Source organism: Mucilaginibacter antarcticus (assembly GCF_042686155.1).
In the GTDB taxonomy this organism is placed as follows: Bacteria; Bacteroidota; Bacteroidia; order Sphingobacteriales; family Sphingobacteriaceae; genus Mucilaginibacter; species Mucilaginibacter antarcticus.
On sequence record NZ_JBHUON010000001.1, the window covers coordinates 292,966 to 316,933 of the forward strand.

Below are 23,968 nucleotides of genomic sequence, written 5' to 3' on the forward strand. Positions count from 1 at the left end.
GTGTCTACAACTTATTCTCCTAACAATGCCTTCAAATTATCCAGCGTATCGGCTTCCTCTTTGGGCTTATCCTGCCGCCAGCGCAGTATGCGGGGGAAACGCAGCGCGATGCCCGATTTATGCCGGGATGATTTGTTAATCCCTTCAAAACCTATCTCAAAAACAAGTTCGGGTTTAACGGTACGTACCGGGCCAAACTTTTCGAGTGTGTTGCGTTTTACAAAGTAATCTACCTTATTGATCTCCGCATCGGTAAGGCCCGAATAGGCTTTGGCAAAGGGCACCAGTTTGTCGCCATCCCAAACGGCAAAGGTGTAATCGGTATATAAGTCGGCGCGCCGACCGTGGCCCTTTTGGGCATATATCATTACGGCGTCAACAGATAGCGGGTCGATCTTCCATTTCCACCAGTCGCCACGCTTGCGGCCAACCTGGTAGGTAGCGCTTTTACGTTTAAGCATAATGCCTTCAGCTATCATCGCTCTTGATTGTTCGCGCACTATCGCCAGGTCATCCCAACTCTTAAAATCAATCAGCGCCGAAATTCTGAAGATTTCCGGATACTCCGTTTTTGCTTGTACAGATTCTAATAATGTCCGACGTTCGCTTTGTGATTTACTTCGGATATCTTCCCCGGCATACTCTAAACAATCATAGGCTATTAAGGCAACCGGGCTTTCTTCCAGTATTTTCTTCGACAGATTTTTTCTGCCGATGCGGGTTTGCAAAACATTAAATGGCATGGGCTGCCCGTTAGTAAAACTCAGTATCTCGCCATCCAACACCGTACCATCAGGAAGGGCATTTAAAAATGGATGCAACTCGGGGAATTTTTCCGTCGCCAAGTCTTCACCGCGGCTCCATATAAAGATCTTGCCGTCGCGCTTTATTAATTGCGCGCGTATGCCATCCCATTTCCACTCGGCCTGCCATTCATCCGCGTCGCCTAAGGCTGATTTAAGGTCGCCTGCCGACTTCTGTTTTTCCGAGGTCTCTTGTATTGGGTAAGCTAAAAAGAAGGGATATGGGCGGGATATATCATCTGATGCGCCCTGCTCTTGTACTAATTGATCATAAGTATATGTGTCGGGCATCCAGTTACCCATAATACGGTGAGTTAGGGTAGCTGCATCCAATTTAGTGATGTCGGCTAAGGCTTTAATCACGAGGCTTTGTGATACGCCTACACGGAAACTGCCCGTAAGCAACTTGTTAAACACAAAGCGCTCCTGGGTATCTAGCATCGCCCATGAATCCACAAGCCACAACTTGCGCTCCCCTTCTGTTTTTGCTGACAGCTCATTTAACTCGCCTATCCAATCCGTCAGTGTTTTGCTGCTGGTGCTGTTAGTGTTTTGGGGCATCAGTAGTGCCATTGTTTCGGCAAGGTCGCCAACAACCTGGTAGCTTTCTTCGAATAACCAAATAGGTATGTTAGTTATCTCTGTTGCCCAGGTCCGTATCTGCGTAGCATTAATAATGCGTTTAGGCTTACGGCCGGTAAACAGCGCCAGCATGTGCATCTTATCGGTATCTGGCACGCAATTAAAATAGTCTTTTAAAACCTTAACCTTTTCGTTGGTCTTATTGGTTTCATCTAAGGATAGGAATAGTTGAGCGAAGGCTTTCATATAATATCGGCCCCCTCTAAATCCCCCCCGGCAGGGGAGACTTTTTTATTCGTATCTTCATAACCTTCATCATACTCCTCCCCTCCAGGGGGAGGTTGGGAGGGGGCTCCTTCATCATCGCCGTACAGTGTATGCACCTCGCGGGCATTAAAGCCTATCTCATTTAAATAACGTGTAAAAGTAGCGGTGCTGCCGTGCGTTAAATAAACATTCTCACAGCCGGTAGCATCAATAGCGCTAATCAGGCCATCCCAATCGGCATGATCTGACATCACAAAACCGCGGTCGGCGGCCCTGCGTTTTTTAGCTCCGCGGATAGCCATCCAGCCGGAGCAATAGCCAAAACTATAAGGCCCAAACTTTCGCATCCAGGGTGTGCCCACAGAAGATGGCGGGGCAATGATGATCCCTTTACGGACTTCTTCCTTCACCGAATCAATTGTAATGCGATTTGTGGGATTTAAAATTACACCATTTCGGCGCAAGGCTTCATTTGTGTTTTCGATAACACCGTGGGTATATACTTTACCAATGGAGAGATCCAAATTTTGTAAAATGCGTTGCGCCTTGCCTAACGAGTAGCCAACAATCACGGTGGCTGCCCCGTTGTTTACATTGTTGCGCCACCAGCTATTTACTTCGTCAAAAATCTGCGCTTGCGGTTTCCACTGGTAAACCGGCATGCCAAAGGTACATTCTGATATAAAGTGATGGCAGCGTACCGGCTCAAAGGGGGTGCACACCCCGTCATCTTCCGTTTTATAATCGCCGGATACCACCCAGATCTCGCCTTGATACTCAATTTTGATTTGTGCTGATCCGATGACGTGGCCCGCCGGGTAAAGCGTTATAGCTACGCCATTTTTGTTAACCGTTTCGCCGTATTCAATAGTTTCCAGGTTTATGTTGCCAAGGCGATATAACATTACTTGTTTTGACAGGTGATGTGCCAGGTAGCGTTTATGTCCAAAGTAGGCATGATCAGCATGGGCATGGGTAATAACGGCGTCATCTACCGGTTTCCAGGGGTCTATATAAAATTTGCCCTGGGCGCAGTATATGCCCCTGTCGGTAAACTCAAGTAACGGTTTCTTAGCCATGTAAGTAAAACCGTTGCGGCGACAATTAGTTTTAAAGCAAAAATCCCGGCTGTTGGGCCGGGATTTTTGCTTTTAGTTTTTCAATTTAACCTCTCGGTTAGTATTTACCTGGCTAACCTTGGTATCAAGATTAATGTAATCTACCAATACCTGCCCTGCCTCTAACTTAAACGGATCAAGGTCCTCTTTTTTAGGCTTGGCATCTCCTTTTTTCAAGGCGGGATGACCAAACGAAGTACGCAAAGAGTTTTCACGGGCAAGCGACTTTTGCTCATCAGCATCACGTTGTTTTTTTAGCTCAGCTTCGTTAAGGGTTACGCTGTTCTCTTTATCTTTTTTACTATAATCTGCAATGCTTTCGTTTATCGCCTTAAAGCTTAAGCTGCTGCTTAAGCGCTGCTCGTGCATTTTTGTCAACTGCGGAATAACCGGAGCCAAATCGCCAACTTTTACGTAATCGCTTTTAGCAATTACATCAAAAGGCAATGCAGATGGATCTATGCCTTCGCCATATTTATCCATAGGGATTGTTGACGGGAATTTGACATCAGGAATAACGCCTTTATGCTGCGTTGAACCACCGCTAATACGATAAAACTTAGCTATGGTAAGGTTCAACTGGCCAAAGGTATTTTCGCTACCGGTTGAAGTCGCTTTTTTAGTGATACCCAACTGCTCGGCAATTGATGGGGTGATAATCTTATCCAAATCAATTTGGTTTTGCACCGTGCCTTTACCGTAGCTTTGTGTACCTACAATTATACCACGACCATAATCTTGTATCGCGCCGGCAAAAATCTCTGATGCTGATGCGCTAAAACGGTCTATCAAAACAGCCATAGGGCCGGTATAAGCTATGGATGGGTCCTGATCTTTATCTACATCAATCTCATTACGCGAATCTCTTACTTGTACTACAGGGCCGGTTTTAATAAACAACCCTGTCAGCGAAACTGCCTCACTTAACAAACCACCACCATTTGAGCGCAAGTCGACAACTATACCGTCAACACCAGCGCGTTTAAGTGTGTCAAGTACCAGTTTCATATCACGGCTTGTGCTATTATAGTTAGTTGCACCTGCCTGCAAGGCACTCATATCAGCATAAAAAGCCGGCACATTAATGATACCTATTTTGTAGGTTTTGCCATTGGTATTATAAGTTTTAATTTCCTGCTTAACCAACTGATCTTTTAGTACGATTTTATCACGAACGATCTCTACGATCTTAGGCTGGTCTGCGGCTGTTTTGCCTGCCGGAAGAATTTTTAAACGCACTAGCGTTCCCTTTGTGCCCCGTATCAGTTTAATAGCATTATCAATTCTCCAGCCTACAATGTCTTGAAAAACGCCATCCTTACCTTGGGCTACCTCTAAAATACGGTCGCCGGCAGCAATCTGGTGGCTCTTATCAGCAGGGCCACCCGGCACTAAAGCTTGTATACTGATGTATTCGTTTTTGCTCTCTAAAGTAGCGCCAATACCTTGTAACGATCTTGACATCTCTACATTAAATTGTGCTGCATGGAAAGGATCGAAATAGTTGGTATGCGGATCAATGGACTCGGTAAAGTCGTCCATAAAAATCTGGAAAACGTCATTGGTATTTAGCTTGCTATTTTGCAGCAATAAATCTTCGTAACGTTTTTTAAGTTTCTCTTTATTTTTAGCAATGTCTTTGCTGGCCAGCGCCAGGTTAAGCATGTCATATTTAACACGCTTTGTCCACTCTACGTTCATAGCCGCTTCGTTAGCAACCCATGGCAGGTCTGCCCTGTCATAAGTAAAGCTTTCCTTTGGGGTAAAATCAAAAGTTTTATCAAGCTGTGCAATAGAGTATTTTATACGTTCAATATATCGTTTTTGAAAAACGTTGAATATGTAATAAACATCATTAAGATTGCCGTTTTTAACACCGTCAACCAATGAGCTTTTGTACTTATCAAAATCCTCAATATCCGAAGCCAGTAGATAATTATGACCCCCATCAAGGCTTTTTATATATCGCCCGTATATCACGCCAGATAATGAGTCATTAAGCTCAACCTTTTTGTAGTTATATTTAGTTATAAACGTAGCTACGGTTTTACAAACCATGCTTTGCTGCTCGGTAGGCTCAAGATTGGCAGATCCCGGTACAGGGGTAAGCTTTGAAGGGGCCGCGTTACAGGCCAATGCCGCGCCCAGGGCCAGCACAAAATAAAATCTTTTAAACATATGCTTTACTAATGTTAATTCAGGTAGTGTTATTGGGTAGTACATCAATACTTGTGCCTATTATTTGCTAATGTAAAAAAGAGACGGCAAATAACCATCTCCATAGTGTTAAGAGTAATAACAAGTAACAATATTACAATAATGTTTTACTGTTTTATTATTGCCCTAAGTATTTTACGTAAATGTTATAAATAAGGATTTTAGTTAACCGGGGCGGCCTTAATACTGTTGGCAATTTCTACAGCGTTGGCATACCGTAATTCAACTTTGGTGAGGGTAGTTTTATTGTTTTGCAGATTTTTTATCTTCTTGTCAATAGCGCTTATGTCTATCTTAACGTCTTTTGACATTGCTATCTTGCGGGCTTCTTGTAAATCAAGAAGAGCCAGGGCGGTTTCGCCTATCACACTTTTTATATCAGCAAGTATCAGCAGATTGCTGATAATGTGCCTGTTATTGTCGGTATTGCGGGCAATGGCATTGCTTTGCAACAGGAACCATTTAGCTTCAGAAAAACGATTTTGACGCACGTAAAGATCTGCCAAATCATTAAAGCTATAACTGGCATCAACATATTGCCTAAAGCGCATGTGATGCTTGGCTACTTTGATCATAGATGCTTCTTGTACGCCTTTAACATAGTCAGATACATCTAACTCCATTTCAATAATGGCGTTTAAAGGGATAGGTGCTTTTTTAATAGCAATAACAGGTGGTTGCATTTGCACTGCGGTTATTGCAGGCAGCGGCTTGCGCCACAGTCTCCAAAACTGGGCCGACGCGTTAAAACCTAAAATACAAAAAGTAAGGAGTAATATTAGTCTCTTCAATGAGTTTTATGGCTAATTAATCAAGGTAAATATAACGATAATTAATTGTCATTATTGCACAAGGGTTTTGACGATTATCTGCCGCTAACAGTAATCTAAGCATCAGCCAACGGGAGGCTCAAATAAAAGGTAGTGCCCCGCCCTAGTTCGGTTTCAAACCAAACCTTGCCACCAGCATTTTCAATAGAGTTTTTAACAAAGGCCAAACCAAGCCCGGTGCCTGAGCTTTTGGTCGTAAAGTTAGGCTCGAAGATCTTTTGGCGCATACCTTCCGGGATACCGTTACCATTGTCTTTAACTGTTAGCAAAATATTTTTGCCGCTAATGGTATAGTCTATAACTAATAGGCCCTCCCTGTCTTGCGGGGTAGCTTCAATGGCATTTTTTAGCAGGTTGTTAAAGCAGCGTAACAGTTGGTCGCGGTCGGCATTGATTATAAACGGTGTTACGGGCACCTCGTAAACAATACTGAAATTATCCATTTGTTTGAATATGATAACGGCCTGGTTAATAATTTCAAACAGGTTAAATTTATCCATCCGCGTATCAGGCATTTTAGCAAACGCCGAAAACTCCGACGCTATCTGCGATAAGCTCTCTATTTGCTCAACAAATGATTTGCTGAAACGCTCAAACTTTTGGTCGAATTTAGGGTCCTTTTCCCTCCATGATTTTTCCAGCAACTGTAAGCCAAGTTTTAACGGCGTCAACGGGTTTTTAATTTCATGGGCTACTTGTTTAGCCATTTCCCGCCAGGCGCTTTCTCTTTCAGATTGCGCTAAACGCGACGCGCTGTCTTCAAGTGCACCTATCATTTTATTATACTCTGTCACCAGGGCGCCAATTTCATCATCCCGCCCCCATTTTATAGGCTCGTTCTTTTTACCGTACATGGTACGGCTTAAACTTTCCTGTATAAAACTAAGCGGACTTGTAATTTGGCGCGCGATGATTACTGCAAACAGCCCTATGGCTATAAATATCAGCGCATAAATATTAATCATTATATTAAGTAATGATCCTATTTGCTCTTTATAATCAGCTTCGTTAGAGAAATAAGGTAGCTGCAAATAAGCTTTTATATCGCCTTTAGAATTACGGAGTGGTGCATAAACTGTTTTATAATTCAAGCCACCTATGTCTTCGTCTATGATATATTCAGACCTGCGCTGACTATTAAGCATGTATAACGCTTTAGGGTTCATGTGTCTTGATACCAGGCCGTACTCATAAATGCGGGGCTGTGTGGTCATAATATGTGTGCCATGACTATCAAACAGGATCAGGTCGGACGAGTAAGAACTTGCCAGGGCATCAAAATTTATTTGTCTCTGCTCTTCGTTGCTGTCCATGTATTGATCAAACATGCCATTTTCCAATGCGTCAGTAATTCTAATGATCTTATCCCTGATCATTTTTTCTTGCTGAATTTGATATTGCGCGCTGATGGACACATAAGTGATAATGCCCACTAAAAATAACGTTACTACTACTGCAAACACCATCGAAAACTGGATCCTGGTTTTGTAAAGGACCTTGTCAAGCGTTATTTTAAGCCCCCATTTAATTTTATTATTAGTGATCGTTAATATTTTGATGCGCAGCCAAGCCCAGCTTGCTACAAGCGCAATCATGCTAAATGCCAATAGGAGTACAAAAAAGAAAGTTACAGAAGTAACGCTATAGTACACGGCGTTTTCTTCTTTACTAATCACGATCAAATTACGATCGGTTGGCTTATAAATTAAATGGCTGTAAGTGGCAAAAGGCCTGAAACTAGTTGGGCTTACAACATCTGTTGTTTTAAAGTTGTAGGTCTTTGCGGGAAATTGGATTTTGTCGCGGACCAGTTTATAAACAAAAGCCCCACTTTGTGCAACCAGTTTATCGTCAAAATAAAAGGCATACGAATAGTTTTTAAGGTCGTCATTGCTTTTGAGATTTCCATCTATTAACAACTCAGGGAAACGGTTAGAAGTTTGTAAAGCCTTTGACTTAAGTTCGATCACGATAGAGCCCAGCCTTTCCTCTTTATCGTTTACGGGTAAAATGGCGAAGTAACTTTGGAAACCAAATGAATCGCTTTCGCGGTAAAAATATTTTGACACTTTAAATGAACTGGAGAGCACCATTTCTTTAAATACCTCTAACGAGTAATCGTTGTCGGCGGAAAGTGATTTGCCATTGGCATTAAATACATGGATCTTAAAGTCAAATTTTGACAGGTAGCCGTCAAAATATAATTTTTGGATACGGTTTTTTAATGCAGCGATGTTATGCGTAGTATCATTAAAATATGGAAATATCCATCCATTATGCGTAATCTGTTCTTCTGCTTTTTTGAACAGGTAATCAGCCATTACATCCCTAGGATTCTCCAGTTTTTTTACCAGGCTTCTGCGAACCTGATGCTCCTTAACTGTCTCGAAATGATTAAGCTCAATACTTGATATCAGCGCGCAAATAAACAATACGCCGGCAAACATAAAAGTGGTTATTTTGCCATTTTTATAGTGATGAGCATACCCCCGTATCGCTACCATCATTGACCATAAAATGTAGAATGTTACCAGTTCTTGCCTGCGAAAGCAATAATATAAGGTAACTACTACTATTGGCACCGCCAACAACTGTAACTGGCGTCTTGGTGGTACAGCTAATCGGCTTGACAGCGTAAGGAAAACTTCGGAAAGTAAGTAAAATATCAGGAAAGCAAAACATAACATCAGAATGCCACACATGCTGTAACCAGACAAATTGAGGACATTGTTTACATCGAAGTTAATCCGGGATTTTACCACCAGCCCGTAAAAAACGCTCAATAATACGGACGATGCTACGATAAGCGTAATAATACCCCCTATAACAACAGCATAGCTACCATTAATGCTTGTAGGTAGATGCTTAATTAATTTAAAACGCTGCCGGTAAAAGTATGTTACTAGCCAGCTTGACATCAATAAGTTTATGCAAAGGTCGCCAAGGTTTGGAAAAATTTTGTTTGCCGAGTATAAGTGCGGGTCAAATAACTCAAGTCTATAAGTAAAATTAGGCCAATGTAAGCTTAGATTAATGAACCTTAAGCCAACTACAAATACCCCAAGCGCTATAAAAGATAAAAAAAGATGCCCCCTGTTAGCTATGTAAATGCAGCTATTTTGTACTAGGGTACAAATAACTAAAAGTGTTAACATCCATAAAACAAGTTCGAAATAAAAAAAGCGATAGTTAACCTCGTTGTTTTTAACCTTAACTGAAAACAGGTAGGTATCGGCGATGGTGTGTATGTTATAAGTATTTTGGTCAGTAAAGTCGGCAATGTCAATATTGTCGTCCTCAATCAAATCCTTTGTAAAAGTGTTTTGCAGGTATCTGTTTTGTATGGTATAGTTGGTTTTAACCGGTATTAAAAAAATCACTGAAAAGTCGCCTTCAACCTTTTTAATTGCCTCATAGTAACCGTTACCTATAGTTTTATAACCAGCCCCCGTTTTTATGAACGAGTAACCCTCTTTTATGGCCCATGGCCTGTCTGGTATATAAGCAATATCGCTCCAAAAACGCAGCTTGTTACCTCTAAAGGTTAAAACCTTGATGTTGCGGTCGGTAGTGAAATTTTTAATATGCTTTAAGCCAAGTTCATAATTAACTGCTAAATGCTCAAAGGGCTTTAAGCCGGCGGGTGTATTAATTGCTTTTTTAACAAACTCTTCCTTTTCGTGAAGGTTGTTTTCTAAGATCTTGGCAGTTTGGATTAAATTTATGGCAGGAGTATACGTAGCCCTTACAATAATGGCCGTTAACAGTAAGCTGGCAGCCAACAGGCCCAGCATTAAACGTATTTTACCCGCGTAACTCAATGATGTGTTTTGTTTAGATGCGTAAACTTACAAATAAAAAAAAGCCGCTTTAGTTTGCGGCTTTAAAAATTATTATTGAATTGACGCACTCGACGTCGGTATGGCTCTGTCAACCTTTTTGACCAAACCTTGCAATACCGCACCCGGGCCAACCTCTGTAAACGATGTGGCTCCATCTTCAAGCATGTGTTTTACGGTTTGTGTCCACCTAACCGGGCCGGTAAGCTGGGCTATCAGGTTTTTCTTTATTTGCTCCGGATCAAGGTATGGCTTGGCATCAATGTTTTGATAAATGCGGCAAACCGGCTGATTAATGGTAGTATTTAATATAGCGTGCTCCAGCTCAACCCGGGCAGCCTCCATTAGCGGCGAGTGGAACGCTCCGCCTACGTTTAATTTCAATGCCCGTTTAGCGCCGGCCGCTGTCATTAATTCGCAAGCCTTGTCAATACCGGCAATTGTGCCCGATATTACCAATTGGCCAGGGCAGTTATAGTTTGCAGGTACTACAATATCGCTAATGCGCTGGCAGATATCTTCCACCGTAAAATCATCGAGACCTAAAATTGCAGCCATGGTTGACGGTTGCAGCTCGCAGGCTTTTTGCATAGCATTGGCACGCGCGGCAACTAAACGTAAACCGTCTTCAAACGATAATGCGCCGGCAGCGGTCAATGCAGAAAATTCGCCCAGTGAATGGCCGGCAGCCATATCAGGTGCAAAATCCGCTACTACCTTAGCTAAAATAACCGAGTGTAAAAATATAGCCGGCTGCGTTACATTAGTTTGTTTAAGGTCTTCGTCTGTGCCATTAAACATCACATCAGTAATGCGGAAACCTAAAATTGCGTTAGCTTGCTCAAATAATTCGCGTGCTTGTGCTGATTGGTCGTAAAGGTCTTTACCCATACCTACAAACTGCGCGCCTTGTCCTGGAAAAATGTATGCTTTCATGAGCCCCCTAACCCCCTAAAGGGGAATTTTAAAGTTATAATTAGTTTATATAATAGTCAATCATCCCTCCCCCTTTAGGGGGTTAGGGGGCTTAACTCAATTTAGACGTTATCAAATGTAAAAACTCAGCTCTCGTTTTTTCGTGATAAAAACCGCCTGAGAAAGCAGATGTGGTGGTAACAGAGTTTTGTTTTTGCACCCCACGCATACACATGCACATGTGGCGGCACTCAATTACTACCCCCACGCCTATGGGTTGCAGCGCATCTTGTATACAGTCGCGTATTTCGTTCGTTAAACGCTCCTGCACCTGTAGCCGACGTGCATAAGCGTCAACCACACGTGGTATTTTGCTCAGGCCAACTACGTACCCGTTAGGGATATAGGCAATGTGCGCTTTACCAAAAAATGGCAGCATATGGTGCTCGCACATCGAGTATACCTCAATGTCTTTAACCACTACCATCTGGCTATACTCCTCTTTAAATAAAGCCGAGTTTAATATCTCTCTTGGATTTAAATCGTAGCCGTGGGTTAAATACAACATGGCTTTGGCAACACGTTCGGGCGTTTTTAACAGGCCTTCGCGCTCGGGATTTTCGCCCAGTTGTTTAAGCACCTCCTTGTAATGGCCGGATAAGCTTTCAATAAGTTCGGGGTTGTAACGGTCTACCTTTTCGTAACCGTTTATATCATCACTCCTGTCGGGCAGGTTGTCGTCGTCGTAAATCATTGTGCAGGTTTAATCACCAAAATACTCGGCCGAATTGTTTTCGGTTTCGTGCAAGCGTACCGAGTGTAAAAACACGCCGGGATAAGCCTCAATAGGGCCCTTCAACTGGTTAAATATTTCAATGCAAAGCAGTTCGGTTGATGCCATTTTGCCTTTCATAAAATCAACATCAAGGTTAATGTTTTTGTGGTCAAGCTTTTCAATAACATAATCGTTAATGATTACTTTAAGCTCTTTTAAATCAATTAAATAGCCTGTGGCATGCGTAACCTGGCCCTTAACTGTCACAAAAAGGTTGTAGTTATGGCCATGCCAGTTTGGGTTGGCACATTTACCAAAAACTTCGGCGTTTTTCTCTGCGCTCCACTCATCACGGTACATTTTATGGGCCGCATTAAAATGTTCCTTGCGTGTTATGTGTATCATCATAATTAATAATGGTGCAAATATATAAACTTTTGGTTTGCAGTTTAGCTTTCAGTTTGCAGTTACCTTGGGCGATTTTACGTTGGCAGTAAAAAATTATTACAAGATGATTACCCGCAGAATAACTACCTGCTAAAGACTATATACCAGCAGAAATAAATATATTTTGCTGTAGCCTGAAATACTGCTTAGTGAAAACTGGCCACCGCCAACTTTATTTGACTACCTTGGATTATAAAACAAAATACTATGCGAATATTAATTGTTGCCGCTACACAGGGCGAAGTACAGCCTTTAATGGATGCGCTTGGTATGCAAAAATCAGACGAGGCCGATAACCTGTTTGTACCACGCCATATTTCTGTAGCAAATTGCTCGGTACTAATTACCGGCGCAGGTATGGTGCCAACGGCTTTTGCGTTGGGAAAGCATTTGCCACTTAACGTTTATAACCTGGTAATAAACCTAGGCGTAGCGGGCAGTTTTGATCGCGAGATCCAACTGGGCGATGTGCTCGAAATATCCAAGGACACCTTTGCCGAGCTTGGCGCCGAAGACGATAGCCAGTTCATCAATATTGAACAACTGGGCCTGGGCGCAAGTATTTTTAACCCTACCACAACGCTGTCGCACTTTACGGCTAAAGCCGGTTTGGCGACAGCAACCGCTATAACCGTAAATACCGTGCATGGTAATGAAGAAAGTATTGCCGCAGTGGCGGCCCGTGTTAAACCGCAGTTAGAAAGCATGGAGGGGGCCGCTTTCTTTTACGCCTGCCGAGAGCTTAAAGTACCCTGCGTGCAAATCAGGGCTGTGTCAAATTATCTAGAAAAACGCAATCGCGACAACTGGCAGATAGGGCTTGCTGTAAAAAATCTGAATACCTTTGCGCTTGATTTAATCAGGGAATTGTGAGTGGTGAATTGTGAGCAGTTAATGGTAAGTTGTTTTTACTATCTACGTTCATTACTCGCAAGTCTGCACTCACTCAGCACACAACTATGAAATTAACGCTCGGCTTTTCGCCATGCCCTAACGATACCTTTATTTTCGACGCGCTTATTCATCATAAAATTGATACCGAAGGATTGGACTTTGAGGTTTTTTATGACGATGTAGAAACTCTGAATCAAAAAGCGGTACGCGGCGAGCTGGATATTACCAAACTAAGCTATCACGCTTTTGCCTACGTAGCTAATCAATATGTACTGTTAGATGCAGGCAGCGCACTAGGTTTTGGGGTGGGGCCGATGTTGATTTGTAAAGATAATCCCGACGAGATCTCCTCAAATCTCAAGTCTCAAAATCCAAATCTCAAAATCGGCATCCCCGGTAAATACACCACAGCTAATTTTTTATTGGGATTGGCGTTCCCCAATGCGACAAACAAAGTTGAGCTGGTATTCTCTGATATTGAAAACGCAGTTTTAGAGGGCCGGGTTGATGCAGGCCTTATCATCCACGAAAATCGTTTTACTTACCAGGACAAGGGCCTCAAAAAGATCATCGACCTGGGCGATTACTGGGAAAAAGAAACCGGCTGCGCTATCCCGCTCGGCGGCATCGTAGCTAACCGTAATTTACCATTAGCTGTTCAGCATAAAATAAACCGGGTACTGCGCAAATCTGTTGAATATGCTTTTGCCAACCCAAAATCGGGCCTTAACTTCATCCGTCAACACGCCCAGGAAATGAGCGAAGAGGTGATGTATAAACACATCGACCTATACGTCAATAAATATTCTGTTGATTTGGGCGAAGAAGGAAGGAAGGCTATCCGGCTGTTGTTTGACACAGCGTTGGAGAAAGGGATCATCCCGGTGATTGAAAAGGGGCTATTTTTAACATAATATCATATTGTCATTGCGAGGAACGAAGCAATCGCACGCTGATAGGTGAGCTACTTTCCTTCTTGCGATTGCTTCGTTCCTCGCAATGACAAATCTAGTGACGGTTGGTCCTAATACAACAAATTATCATACGGATACCTATCCACATGTAACTGCATTACATATTTGTAAATCATGTCTCTAAACTCGTCGATGTTTTGTTTTTCTGTCGCTGATATGAAGATTGCCGGGCTGTTGTTTTTAGCCATCCAACTGTTTTTAAAATCCTCCAGCGTTACCGGTTCGGCTTCATCTTCGGGATGCATTTGAAAGGGCTTAAAAGCGTCTATCTTATTAAAAACCGTTATCATTTGCTTATCACTGGCGCCGATATCTTTCAGCGTTTCGTTTACCGCGCGTATCTGATCCTCAAAACTTGGGTGCGATACGTCAACAACGTGAATCAGCAGATCGGCCTCGCGCACTTCGTCTAATGTTGATTTAAAACACTCTACTAAATCGTGCGGTAGTTTGCGAATAAAGCCTACGGTGTCTGACAATAAAAAAGGCACATTCTCTATCACCACCTTGCGCACCGTCGTATCCAGCGTAGCAAACAACTTGTTCTCTGCGAACACTTCAGACTTCGAGATCATATTCATGATCGTCGACTTGCCTACGTTGGTATAGCCTACCAGCGCGGCCCTCACCATGGCGGTGCGGTTTTTACGCTGTGTTTCGTTTTGGCGGTCAATTACTTTCAGGCGATCTTTTAGTACCGAGATTTTGTCTAAGATCAACCTGCGGTCAGTCTCAATCTGGCTCTCACCCGGGCCACGCATACCGATACCACCTTTTTGACGCTCTAAGTGAGTCCACATACGGGTAAGGCGGGGCAGCAGGTATTGCAGCTGCGCCAGCTCAACCTGGGTCTTTGCCTGCGCAGTTTGCGCACGATTGGCAAAAATGTCCAGTATCAGGTTATTGCGGTCAAGAATTTTAACCTGTAGTTCGTTAGCTATATTTCGCAGTTGCGATGGGGTTAGCTCATCGTCAAACACTACAATATCAATCTCTTCTTCTTTTACAAAAGCTTTAATATCCTCCAGTCGGCCTGAGCCTACAAATGTAGCCCTATCAGGCTTTTGCAGTTTTTGGGTAAATGTCTTAACCGTTTCAGCACCGGCGGTGTCTACTAAAAATTTTAACTCTTCTAAATATTCTTTGGCGCGCTCGTCCGTCTCGTTAGCGGTAATAACGCCAACCAGTATAGCACGCTCCTGCTTCACAGCAGTATCATAAACTTTTTGTTTCATTAATAATTAAATAACAATCAAAGTGCCAATTTACAAAAAAGGCCAGTTTGTCATTACACCACAAGCAGAATACTTATGGTTTTACAGGCACGCCTATCGGATCATTGTTCCTCTGATCAGTTATTACAGGGTGATCCATGCCAACTATGGGCATATTGTATTTAGTAAGATCTACTTTGACGATAGGCATATTACGTGAAGTATTGGGAAGCTTTACCACAGGCATATTTTCGACATAAGCGAGGACTAATGGCTTATTTAATTGTTAGCAACTAAGCTTTTTTAATATAATTGGTGCCGTAGGGGTAGCGCTGCGTTCTGGATAACAGCTTATTAGCCTCTGCGTTGTTTTTAAACTTTTCTGTTTTAGGGTCCCAGTATAGTTTACCGGGTACTTTCATGGCAATATGAGCCACCAGGCAAGCACTGCATGAGCGGTGCGCTACCTCGGCCGGGCTGATTGTTGGTTTTTTATTTTCGATACAGTCCAGCCAGTTGCCGTGCTGCTCGTGGTCGTCGGCATACAGTTGTATCTCATTTTGGCCTATGACGGAACTGAGTATCTTAGGATCACTGGCCATTAGGGCGGCATTTTTACCAGCCACCGGATCAGATGCGGTAACACCTCCGCCATCCCGGGCCACAAAGATCCAGCCTTCGGTACCTTCAAACTTTATTCCGTTGGTGTTTTTGCTGTTAATGAGCATAGTAACGCCGTTGGCATACTTGGCTTTTATATCAAAGTCGAGGTGCACATCCCACAAGCCTGTTTTAGGGAACGACGCATGACCCTCAACCTCTATCGGGCCGGTATATTCGTTGTTCATGCCCCAATGCGCAATGTCAATATGGTGCACCCCCCAGCCGGTTATCATGCCCGCGCCAAACTGCTCGCAACGCAACCAGCCACCGCGAGAGCCTATATCTGTTGGCGAATGTGCCCTGTCTTGCGTGTAATAAATCCATGGGGTCGAGCCCAGCAGCATATTGTAATTCAGCCTCTCGGGGATAGGCATTTCAGCAGTATTGCCGCCAACAATATCAGCCGGAAGGCCCACATGTACGGTATGCAGTTTACCTATGCGTCCGTTACGCACCAGTTCGCAGGCTTTTTTGAATTGCGGCCATGGTTTATTGCCCCGCTGCTGGCTGCCTAACTGGAAGGTGACACCAGATTTAGTTACCGCATCGGCCATAGCCCTACCCTCTTCAATCGTTAGCGATGTTGGCTTTTGCAGGTAAATATGCTTACCTGCAAAAGCAGCTTCAATAGCAGGCTGCGCGTGCCAATGGTCGGGCGTGCTGATGATGACGGCGTCTACATCCTTATTAGCTAATAGCGCGTGGTAATCGTCATAAATTTTTATGTCGATGTATTTGCTGGTGGCCATCTTCTTATCGTACCAACCTTCTACCAACCGTTTACCACTTTGCAGGCGGTTGCGGTCTACATCGGCAATGGCCATAATGCGGGCCTGGTCGTATCTGAAAGTTTCTACCAGGTCATGCCCGGTAGCTATGCGCCCGCAGCCAATCTGGCCAATGTTGATCTTATTGCTGGGCGCGCTTTTACCGAATACCGACGATGGCACAATGGTAGGTACGCCGATAGCAGCCGTAGCAACAGCAGCAGTTTTAATAAAATTACGACGGGTGTAGGGGCTTTTAGCGTCCATATCTATTTGTTTAATGCATTGTAATAGTCTACCGGTGCGTCTTTAGCTGTTGCGTAAGCCTTGTTGTAATCAAGGTTTTTTGATATTGCTGTTATGTATTTAATGCCATCCAGGATATGATCAGCAAAGTCTGGCCGGCTGTAGTATTCTTTGTCATGCCCTAAGGTGGTTATCCAAATGTTGCCGCCGTCAAAACGTTGGTACCACTCGGCGGGTATTAAAGCAGCAAAGCTGCCTGCATTTTTTTTGATGGCTACAGAGTCGCGCTGGTTTAATGTAGCTATATCATGCACTGCGGTTACCTTAATGCCGGGGTAAAACTCTTTTAAAAAATAACACTCGTCGCCCAGGGCAGGTTGCCAGCTTGCCGGTAGTTTTTGTGTTGTAGGATGCGAGGGATCAATAACCCGCACCGTAAATTTTTGATGCGGCGGGTGCCAGGCAAAACTGCCGCCCAGCATTTGCTTAAACCAGGTCCAGTTGCGCTCTGTGCCAACGGCAGAATGCAGGCCTATAAAGCCACCACCCGCTTCTATATACCTGCGAAAAGCCAGGCGCTGCGCATCGGTATCAAAAACATTATTATTAGTACTGGCGAAGATGACCAGCGTATATTCCTTAAGGTTAGCTTCGGTATAAACCGTTGGATTGCTGGTGGTATCAACCGTAAAGCCATTGTCAACCCCAAGCTTTTGAATACACTTGGCAGTTGCAGTGGTGTTGTCATGCACATATCCCTTTCCATTACGGGTGTACACGAGTACTTTCTTATTTTTCAGGCTGATATTTTGCGCCATTGTAAAGGCCGGCAAGGCAAATACCCACGCAAACAGCAACACAGCTTTATACATTTTAATGGTCAGCATGAAATTATTACAACGGCAAGGCAGCCTACAGGTTAATATTGATTATACAATAATATTAAAGTTTACCCATGCTTTATGTTACTAATATAAAATAAACCAGTACTAAATTAGCAGCAACAAAAAAGGGAGACCGCTAGATCTCCCTTTTTTGTTTTCAATTAGTGTTGTTAGTTACCCATCGCGGCTATAGCTTCATTAGCAGCTTTTACCGAGGCGGCATCACCTTGCTTTTCGCGGCCGGTTTTAATCACAGTTATCAATTCAATAACGCGCGGACCAACGCCATAAGGCTTGTATTTAATACCAAGATCTTTAATTTGGCTTATAGCATCTTGCGCATACGCGGGGTTTTTAACCCTGCCCGCCATAGCGGCATATTCTGGCATTAATGCAAACTTGGTATTTAAGCCGGCATCATTAAACTGTTTTGAAACAAATGGCCATTCGGCATCTCCACCTGCGGTTGCATAGGCCCGTACCAATGCTTGTGTTAAAGCACCTTTGTTATCGCTTTCAAAACCTTTGGCAAGTGTTAAGCCTTGTTGCGGGTCTTGCAATAAAATAGCATTAACCGCAGCACCCTGCACGGCATACGATTGGCTTTTTAATGATTCGTTAAACAAGGTCATCATGCCTGCAGCTTTCATTTTACCCAAAACAGATATGGCGGAAGCCCGCACTAACGTGTTAGCATCATTTTTTGCAAGGTCCATTAAAATAGGTTGAGCAGCGTTACGCACATCATCATTACCCATGGTTAAGCCTTTGATAGCCTGTATCCGCAAACCAAAGTATTTATCTTTAAGCGCAGCCAACATCACTTTACGGGCACCGGCATTGCCTTGTTCAGGCGTTGCAGCTGTTATAGCTTCCATACGGTCCATCCATAATGGCGCATTAAAGTATTGGTAAACATACTCGTCCAATGTTTTGCTGTCGTTCTTTTTTGCCAATAAAATTTTATCGCCATCAACGTTAACCAGGTCAGGCTTTACGTCTGATTTAAAAGTCAGCGTGTCAGCTTTGTCGTTCATCCAAACGTTGTGGCGGGTTTTTTTACCACCGGCATAAATGTCAACCGCCATTGGCAGTATAAAACCATTGCCGTCCTGTGTTTGAGTAAGGTAAACGGTTTGCGTTTTAGTAGCCTCGTCCCATTTGTAGCCTATTTTAAGTGTAGGATGACCGGCACCATAATACCATTGGTTAAAGTACCAGCTCAAATCGCGGCCGCTGGCTTCTTCTAAGGCTAAGCGCAGTTGTTGTGCTTCGCCGGCTTTAAAAGCATTCGTTTTAAGGTAGATGTTTAAGCCTTTATAAAAAGCCTCTTTACCCAAATAGTTGCGCAGCATGTTTAATATACGGCCACCTTTTTGGTAGGTAACGCCATCAAACACTTCTTCCTTATCAGCATAATTAAAACGCACCAGGTTTTTGGTTCTGTTCTCCGGGTTACCCATATAACCCATCATACCGGCGTAGTTATGTGCGTCTGCTTCGTCTTGCCCATATTTATGTTCGGCCCAAAGCATCTCGCTAAAATCAGCAAACGACTCATTAACTGTCAAATTGCTCCAGCTTTCGGCAGTAACCAAGTCACCAAACCACTGATGGAACAGCTCGTGTGCAATGGTGCTGCGTCCGGCATCATAACCGGCATCAAGCAATTCGCGTGGGGTTAGCTGCACGTAATCGCCGTGTAAGGTAGCCGATGTATTTTCCATCGCACCACTCACATAATCGCGAACAACAATTTGAGCGTACTTAGCCCATGGATAATCGACACCTAAGGTTTTTGAGTAAAATTCAATTTGTTCCGGCGTATCGCCAAAAATTTGTTTGGCGTAAGGCGCGTACTTAGGCTCCAGGTAATAGTTTACCTCTTTGTCGCGCCATTTGTCTTTATAGATCTTAAAATCGCCAACGGCCATCATAAACAGGTAGGGCGAGTGTGGCAGGTCTTGCTTCCACACATCGGTACGGGTGCCATTTCCATTAACTTTTTGCGATGTCAGTTTACCGTTTGACAGTGAAACATATTTCGCAGGCACGGTCATCGCTATCTCCGCAGTAGTTTTTTGCTGACCCTGATCTATCGTAGGGAACCAGCATGACGATGCCTCAGTTTCGCCTTGCGTCCAAATTTGGGTTGGCTTATCTTTTTCGGTACCGTCAGGGTTAATAAAGTACAAACCTTTGGCATCGCTGATAGCCGCGCTGCCTTTTACATGCAGCTCGTTAGGTTTTGACGTATAATCAATGTAAACGATATAAGTTTCGTTGTTACGATAAACCTTATCCAGCGTAATAGCCAGGCTCAGGCTGTCCTGGTATTTAAATTTTAGCGGGATATTTTGGCCGTTTTTAACAATGGCAATGGTTTTAATGTCCATGCCTTTAGCGTCAAGCCTTAAAGTATCGGTTGGGTAAAAATGTGGCTTAAGTGTTATCCATTCTTTGCCGTACAGGTAGCGTTTTTTATAATCAAAACTTACGGCCAGCTTGGTGTGTACCAAATCATTAATACGCGGTGGCGTGGCCCGGTAGATATTCATTTTGGGGTTTGCTGGTTGCGTTTCTTGCGCGGTGGCAACACCCAATGAAGCGGTGGCAATTACAATACCGGCTGCTAAACCGGCGAGCGTGGTTTTTTTCATGTATTTAAGAGAGTCAGTTATAAGCTAAATTACAAGTTTTAACAATAGGTTAGACAGCTAAACGGAGAAAATGTTACAGCGGCCAGTATAACTATTGCTGGTATGGACAGGACTAAACAAAAATGATCGCTGCAAATTATTGCAGCGATCATTAATATGCGAAACATCAATGTTGTTTCTATTGATAATTCAAATTTGGCCCTAACCAGCGTTCAACCGTTTCCACAGTCATGTTTTTCCTGGTGGCATAATCTTCAATCTGATCTTTACTGATCTTGTTCAGGCCAAAGTATCTTGATTGCGGATGCGCGAAGTAAAATCCACTTACAGATGCTGCCGGCATCATGGCTAAACTTTCGGTAAGGTGCATATGCGCGTTATCTTCGGCTTTTAGTAAGTCAAACAGGGTGGTCTTTTCGGTATGCTCCGGGCAGGCCGGATATCCCGGTGCCGGGCGGATACCTTGATACTCCTCCTTTACCAATTCTTCCACCGTCAAGTCTTCTCCGGTTGAGTAGCCCCAGTATTCTTTACGCACCAGTTCGTGCATTTTCTCTGCAAAGGCTTCGGCCAAACGGTCGGCAATGGCTTTGGCCATAATGCTGTTATAGTCATCGTGGTCTTTCTCAAACTCGGCAACCAGTTCATCGCAACCAATACCTGTTGTTACAGCAAAACCACCAAAGTAATCTGCAACGCCGCTTTCTTTATCGGCTACAAAGTCTGATAAGGCATAATATGGATCGCCTTTAACTTTTTCTGACTGTTGGCGCAGGGTATGGATGCGCGACAATAACTGTGTGCGGCTTTCATCAGTATATAACTCAATGTCGTCACCCACGGTATTAGCCGGCCAGAAACCGATAACACCATTAGCTTGCAGCAGGTTATTGTCCACTATTCTTTTCAATAGCTCCTGTGCATCATCGTAAAGCTTTTTAGCTTCGATGCCTACAAACTTGTCGTCGAATATTTTTGGATAACTGCCGCGCAGCTCCCAGGTATGGAAAAAAGGTGTCCAATCAATATAAGGAACCAGATCTGCCAGCGGATACGCTTCAAAAACCTTGGTGCCTGTAAAGGCAGGTTTTGGCGCAACCTTATCAAGGTCGATCTTAAATTTATCAGCACGGGCCTGCTCAAGCGTTACAAATCGTTTGTCAGACTTTTTATTAGCGTGTGCCTCGCGGGCTTTAGCGTATTCGTCTTTTATGCCTTTTATGTAGGCATCACGGGTGTCTGCATTCATCAGGCTGCTGCACACCGTTACGCTACGCGATGCATCCAATACGTGTATGGCCGCGCCCGAGTAATTAGGGTCTATTTTTACTGCCGCGTGGATGCGGGAAGTGGTAGCGCCGCCAACTATCAAGGGGATAGTAAACTCCTGGCGTTCCATCTCTTTAGCAAAATGCACCATCTCGTCTAACGACGGGGTGATTAATCCGCTCAGTCCAATGATATCTACGTTTTGGTTTTTAGCTTCTTCAATGATCCTTTGCGCCGGTACCATAACCCCAAGATCAATAATCTCGAAATTATTACAAGCCAGTACCACGCCTACAATGTTTTTACCAATATCATGAACATCGCCTTTTACAGTAGCCATCAATATTTTACCGGCGTTGGCACGGCTTCCGCTCGAATCTTCTCCGGCATCAATAACACGTTGTTTTTCCAGCTCAATAAATGGCAGCAGGTAAGCCACGGCTTTTTTCATTACACGGGCCGATTTTACCACCTGCGGTAAAAACATTTTACCGGCGCCAAACAAGTCGCCTACAATATTCATCCCGTCCATTAACGGGCCTTCAATTACTTCTAGCGGCTTGGCATATTTCTGGCGTGCTTCTTCAACGTCAGCATCCAGGTATTCAATAATGCCTTTTACCAGCGCGTGCGATAAACGGGTTTCAACCGGTTCTTTGCGCCACTCTTCGTCGCGCACAATCTCTTTGCCTTTGCTTTTTACGGTATCGGCATATTCAACCAAACGTTCAGTAGCATCGTCTCTGCGGTTTAGCAGCACATCTTCTACTAAAACTAATAACTCCTTATCAATTTCCTGGTAAACCTCCAGCATCCCGGCGTTAACAATACCCATATCCATGCCTGCCTTAATAGCATGGTACAAAAAGGCCGAGTGCATTGCTTCGCGCACCACATTGTTACCCCTAAAAGAGAATGATATATTACTCACACCACCGCTCACTTTAGCGTAGGGAAGGTTTTGTTTTATCCAGCGGGTGGCATCAATAAAGTCAACCGCGTAATTGTTGTGCTCCTCTAAACCGGTAGCTACCGTCAGGATGTTTGGATCAAAAATGATATCCTGTGGCGGGAAACCAACTTCGTTAACTAATATATTGTAAGAGCGCTGGCAAATTTCTTTACGGCGCTCCAGGTTATCGGCCTGTCCGGTTTCATCAAAAGCCATTACTACCGTAGCGGCGCCATAGCTTAATATTTTGCGGGCATATTCTTTAAACTTTTCTTCGCCTTCTTTCAGCGAGATAGAGTTAACGATGCCCTTGCCCTGTATACATTTTAAACCAGCCTCAATAACCGTCCATTTTGATGAATCGATCATGATAGGCAGCTTAGAGATATCAGGCTCAGACGCAACCAGGTTGAGGAACTTAACCATCACGGCTTCCGAGTCTATCATACCCTCGTCCATATTGATGTCTATCACCTGCGCGCCGCCTTCTACTTGCTGGCGGGCAACGGTTAGGGCCTCTTCGTAATTCTCGGCCAGTATCAGCTTTGAGAATTTTGGCGAACCGGTAATGTTGGTACGCTCGCCTACGTTTACAAAAATGCTTTCGGGGGTAATGGTAACGGCCTCTAACCCGCTTAGGCGCATAAATGGAGCAACCTCAGGTACGAGGCGCGGCGAATATTTTTCGGCACGCTCGGCAATACATTTGATGTGATCCGGCGTGGTGCCGCAGCAGCCACCAACAATATTTACAAGACCTGATTTTATAAAGTCGTCTACCTGGTGGGCAGTCTCGTGCGGTGTTTCATCATATTGGCCAAACTCGTTTGGTAAGCCTGCGTTTGGATAGGCAGAGATAAACACATTGGCTTTCTCAGACAATTCCTGAATGTGCGGTCGCATCTCTTTAGCGCCTAAAGCGCAATTTAAGCCTACAGACAATAAATTAGCATGGCTTACCGAGTTCCAAAAAGCCTCAACCGTTTGTCCCGAAAGGGTACGGCCCGAAGCATCGGTAATGGTGCCCGATATCATGATAGGTAAATGCTTGCCGCTCTCTTGTGCGTATCTATCAGCAGCAAATAGGGCTGCCTTTGCATTCAACGTATCAAATATAGTTTCTATCAACAACACGTCAGACCCACCATCAACTAATCCACGGATCTGGTCGTAATAGGCATCGGCTAAATTATCAAAGGTAACAGCACGGTAACCCGGGTCGTTCACATCCGGTGATAGTGACGCTGTACGGTTAGTAGGACCAACCGCACCGGCCACAAAACGCGGTTTATTGGGTGTTTTTATATTGTATTCATCTACAACCTCGCGGGCAATACGGGCGCCTTCATAACTCATCTCGTAAGCCAGCTCCTCCAGGTTATAATCGGCCAGCGAAATTATCTGCGTGCTGAAGGTGTTAGTTTCAATGATATCCGCGCCGGCATCCAGGTATTCTGCATGTATGGCTTTAATCACATCCGGGCGCGTAAGGTTAAGCAGGTCGTTATTACCTTGCAGATCGCTCGGGTGATCTTTAAAGCGTTCGCCACGAAAATCTTTCTCGCTTAGCTGGTAACGCTGTATCATGGTACCCATTGCACCATCGATAATGAGTATACGCTTTCTTAATTCTTCTTTAATATCCATTTGCT

At 43.9% G+C, this 23,968-nt stretch carries 15 protein-coding genes; 2 read left to right on the forward strand and 13 right to left on the reverse strand.

All coding sequences use genetic code 11. From position 1 onward, the window contains the following. Positions 1 to 11: 11 nt before the first annotated feature. The 8 genes from ACFSYC_RS01280 to ACFSYC_RS01315 form a co-directional block, all read right to left on the reverse strand. A complete protein-coding gene (locus ACFSYC_RS01280) occupies positions 12 to 1,631 on the reverse strand; it encodes an ATP-dependent DNA ligase (protein ID WP_377122682.1) in 1,620 nt (539 codons plus the stop codon). After that, on the reverse strand, positions 1,628 to 2,731 hold the full coding sequence (locus tag ACFSYC_RS01285; RefSeq protein WP_377122685.1) for a ligase-associated DNA damage response exonuclease: 1,104 nt from the start codon (positions 2,729 to 2,731) through the stop codon (positions 1,628 to 1,630). The genes ACFSYC_RS01280 and ACFSYC_RS01285 overlap by 4 nt, the downstream gene beginning before the upstream one ends. Before the next feature lie 72 nt (positions 2,732 to 2,803). Continuing rightward, positions 2,804 to 4,948, reverse strand: coding sequence for a carboxy terminal-processing peptidase (locus ACFSYC_RS01290; protein ID WP_377122688.1), 2,145 nt, complete (start codon positions 4,946 to 4,948; stop codon positions 2,804 to 2,806). A gap of 200 nt (positions 4,949 to 5,148) precedes the next feature. Beyond that, entirely contained in the window at positions 5,149 to 5,778 is a 630-nt protein-coding gene (locus ACFSYC_RS01295; RefSeq protein ID WP_377122691.1) for a hypothetical protein, read from the reverse strand. A gap of 95 nt (positions 5,779 to 5,873) precedes the next feature. Next, complete coding sequence (locus ACFSYC_RS01300; RefSeq protein WP_377122694.1) at positions 5,874 to 9,638, reverse strand: sensor histidine kinase; 3,765 nt, start codon at positions 9,636 to 9,638, stop codon at positions 5,874 to 5,876. Between the two features lie 72 nt (positions 9,639 to 9,710). Further along, complete coding sequence (fabD, locus tag ACFSYC_RS01305) at positions 9,711 to 10,592, reverse strand: ACP S-malonyltransferase (protein ID WP_377122697.1); 882 nt, start codon at positions 10,590 to 10,592, stop codon at positions 9,711 to 9,713. A 91-nt stretch (positions 10,593 to 10,683) separates the two neighbouring features. Next, complete coding sequence (gene folE / locus ACFSYC_RS01310; protein WP_377122700.1) at positions 10,684 to 11,325, reverse strand: GTP cyclohydrolase I FolE; 642 nt, start codon at positions 11,323 to 11,325, stop codon at positions 10,684 to 10,686. A 9-nt stretch (positions 11,326 to 11,334) separates the two neighbouring features. Further along, positions 11,335 to 11,751 carry a 6-pyruvoyl trahydropterin synthase family protein gene (locus ACFSYC_RS01315; protein ID WP_377122913.1) on the reverse strand — a complete coding sequence of 139 codons (417 nt, stop codon included), beginning with the start codon at positions 11,749 to 11,751 and terminating at the stop codon, positions 11,335 to 11,337. Positions 11,752 to 12,000: 249 nt separating this feature from the next. On the opposite strand from ACFSYC_RS01315, the gene mqnB reads away from it, so the two are divergent. Both mqnB and ACFSYC_RS01325 read left to right on the forward strand, forming a co-directional pair. Further along, a complete protein-coding gene (gene mqnB, locus ACFSYC_RS01320; RefSeq protein WP_377122703.1) occupies positions 12,001 to 12,666 on the forward strand; it encodes a futalosine hydrolase in 666 nt (221 codons plus the stop codon). Positions 12,667 to 12,752: 86 nt separating this feature from the next. Next, positions 12,753 to 13,601: a menaquinone biosynthesis family protein gene (locus tag ACFSYC_RS01325; RefSeq protein ID WP_377122706.1), complete on the forward strand. Its 849-nt coding sequence runs from the start codon at positions 12,753 to 12,755 to the stop codon at positions 13,599 to 13,601. A gap of 110 nt (positions 13,602 to 13,711) precedes the next feature. On the opposite strand, the gene hflX is transcribed toward ACFSYC_RS01325, so the two are convergent. The 5 genes from hflX to metH all read right to left on the reverse strand — a co-directional run bounded on the left by hflX (position 13,712) and on the right by metH (position 23,963). Further along, positions 13,712 to 14,896 carry a GTPase HflX gene (gene hflX, locus ACFSYC_RS01330; protein WP_377122709.1) on the reverse strand — a complete coding sequence of 395 codons (1,185 nt, stop codon included), beginning with the start codon at positions 14,894 to 14,896 and terminating at the stop codon, positions 13,712 to 13,714. 272 nt (positions 14,897 to 15,168) lie between these two features. Continuing rightward, entirely contained in the window at positions 15,169 to 16,572 is a 1,404-nt protein-coding gene (locus ACFSYC_RS01335; protein ID WP_377122712.1) for a Gfo/Idh/MocA family oxidoreductase, read from the reverse strand. 2 nt (positions 16,573 to 16,574) lie between these two features. Then, positions 16,575 to 17,438: a ThuA domain-containing protein gene (locus ACFSYC_RS01340; RefSeq protein WP_377122715.1), complete on the reverse strand. Its 864-nt coding sequence runs from the start codon at positions 17,436 to 17,438 to the stop codon at positions 16,575 to 16,577. A gap of 167 nt (positions 17,439 to 17,605) precedes the next feature. Further along, on the reverse strand, positions 17,606 to 20,095 hold the full coding sequence (locus ACFSYC_RS01345; RefSeq protein WP_377122718.1) for a M1 family aminopeptidase: 2,490 nt from the start codon (positions 20,093 to 20,095) through the stop codon (positions 17,606 to 17,608). Positions 20,096 to 20,273: 178 nt separating this feature from the next. Further along, a complete protein-coding gene (gene metH, locus ACFSYC_RS01350) occupies positions 20,274 to 23,963 on the reverse strand; it encodes a methionine synthase (protein ID WP_377122721.1) in 3,690 nt (1,229 codons plus the stop codon). Positions 23,964 to 23,968: the final 5 nt, after the last annotated feature.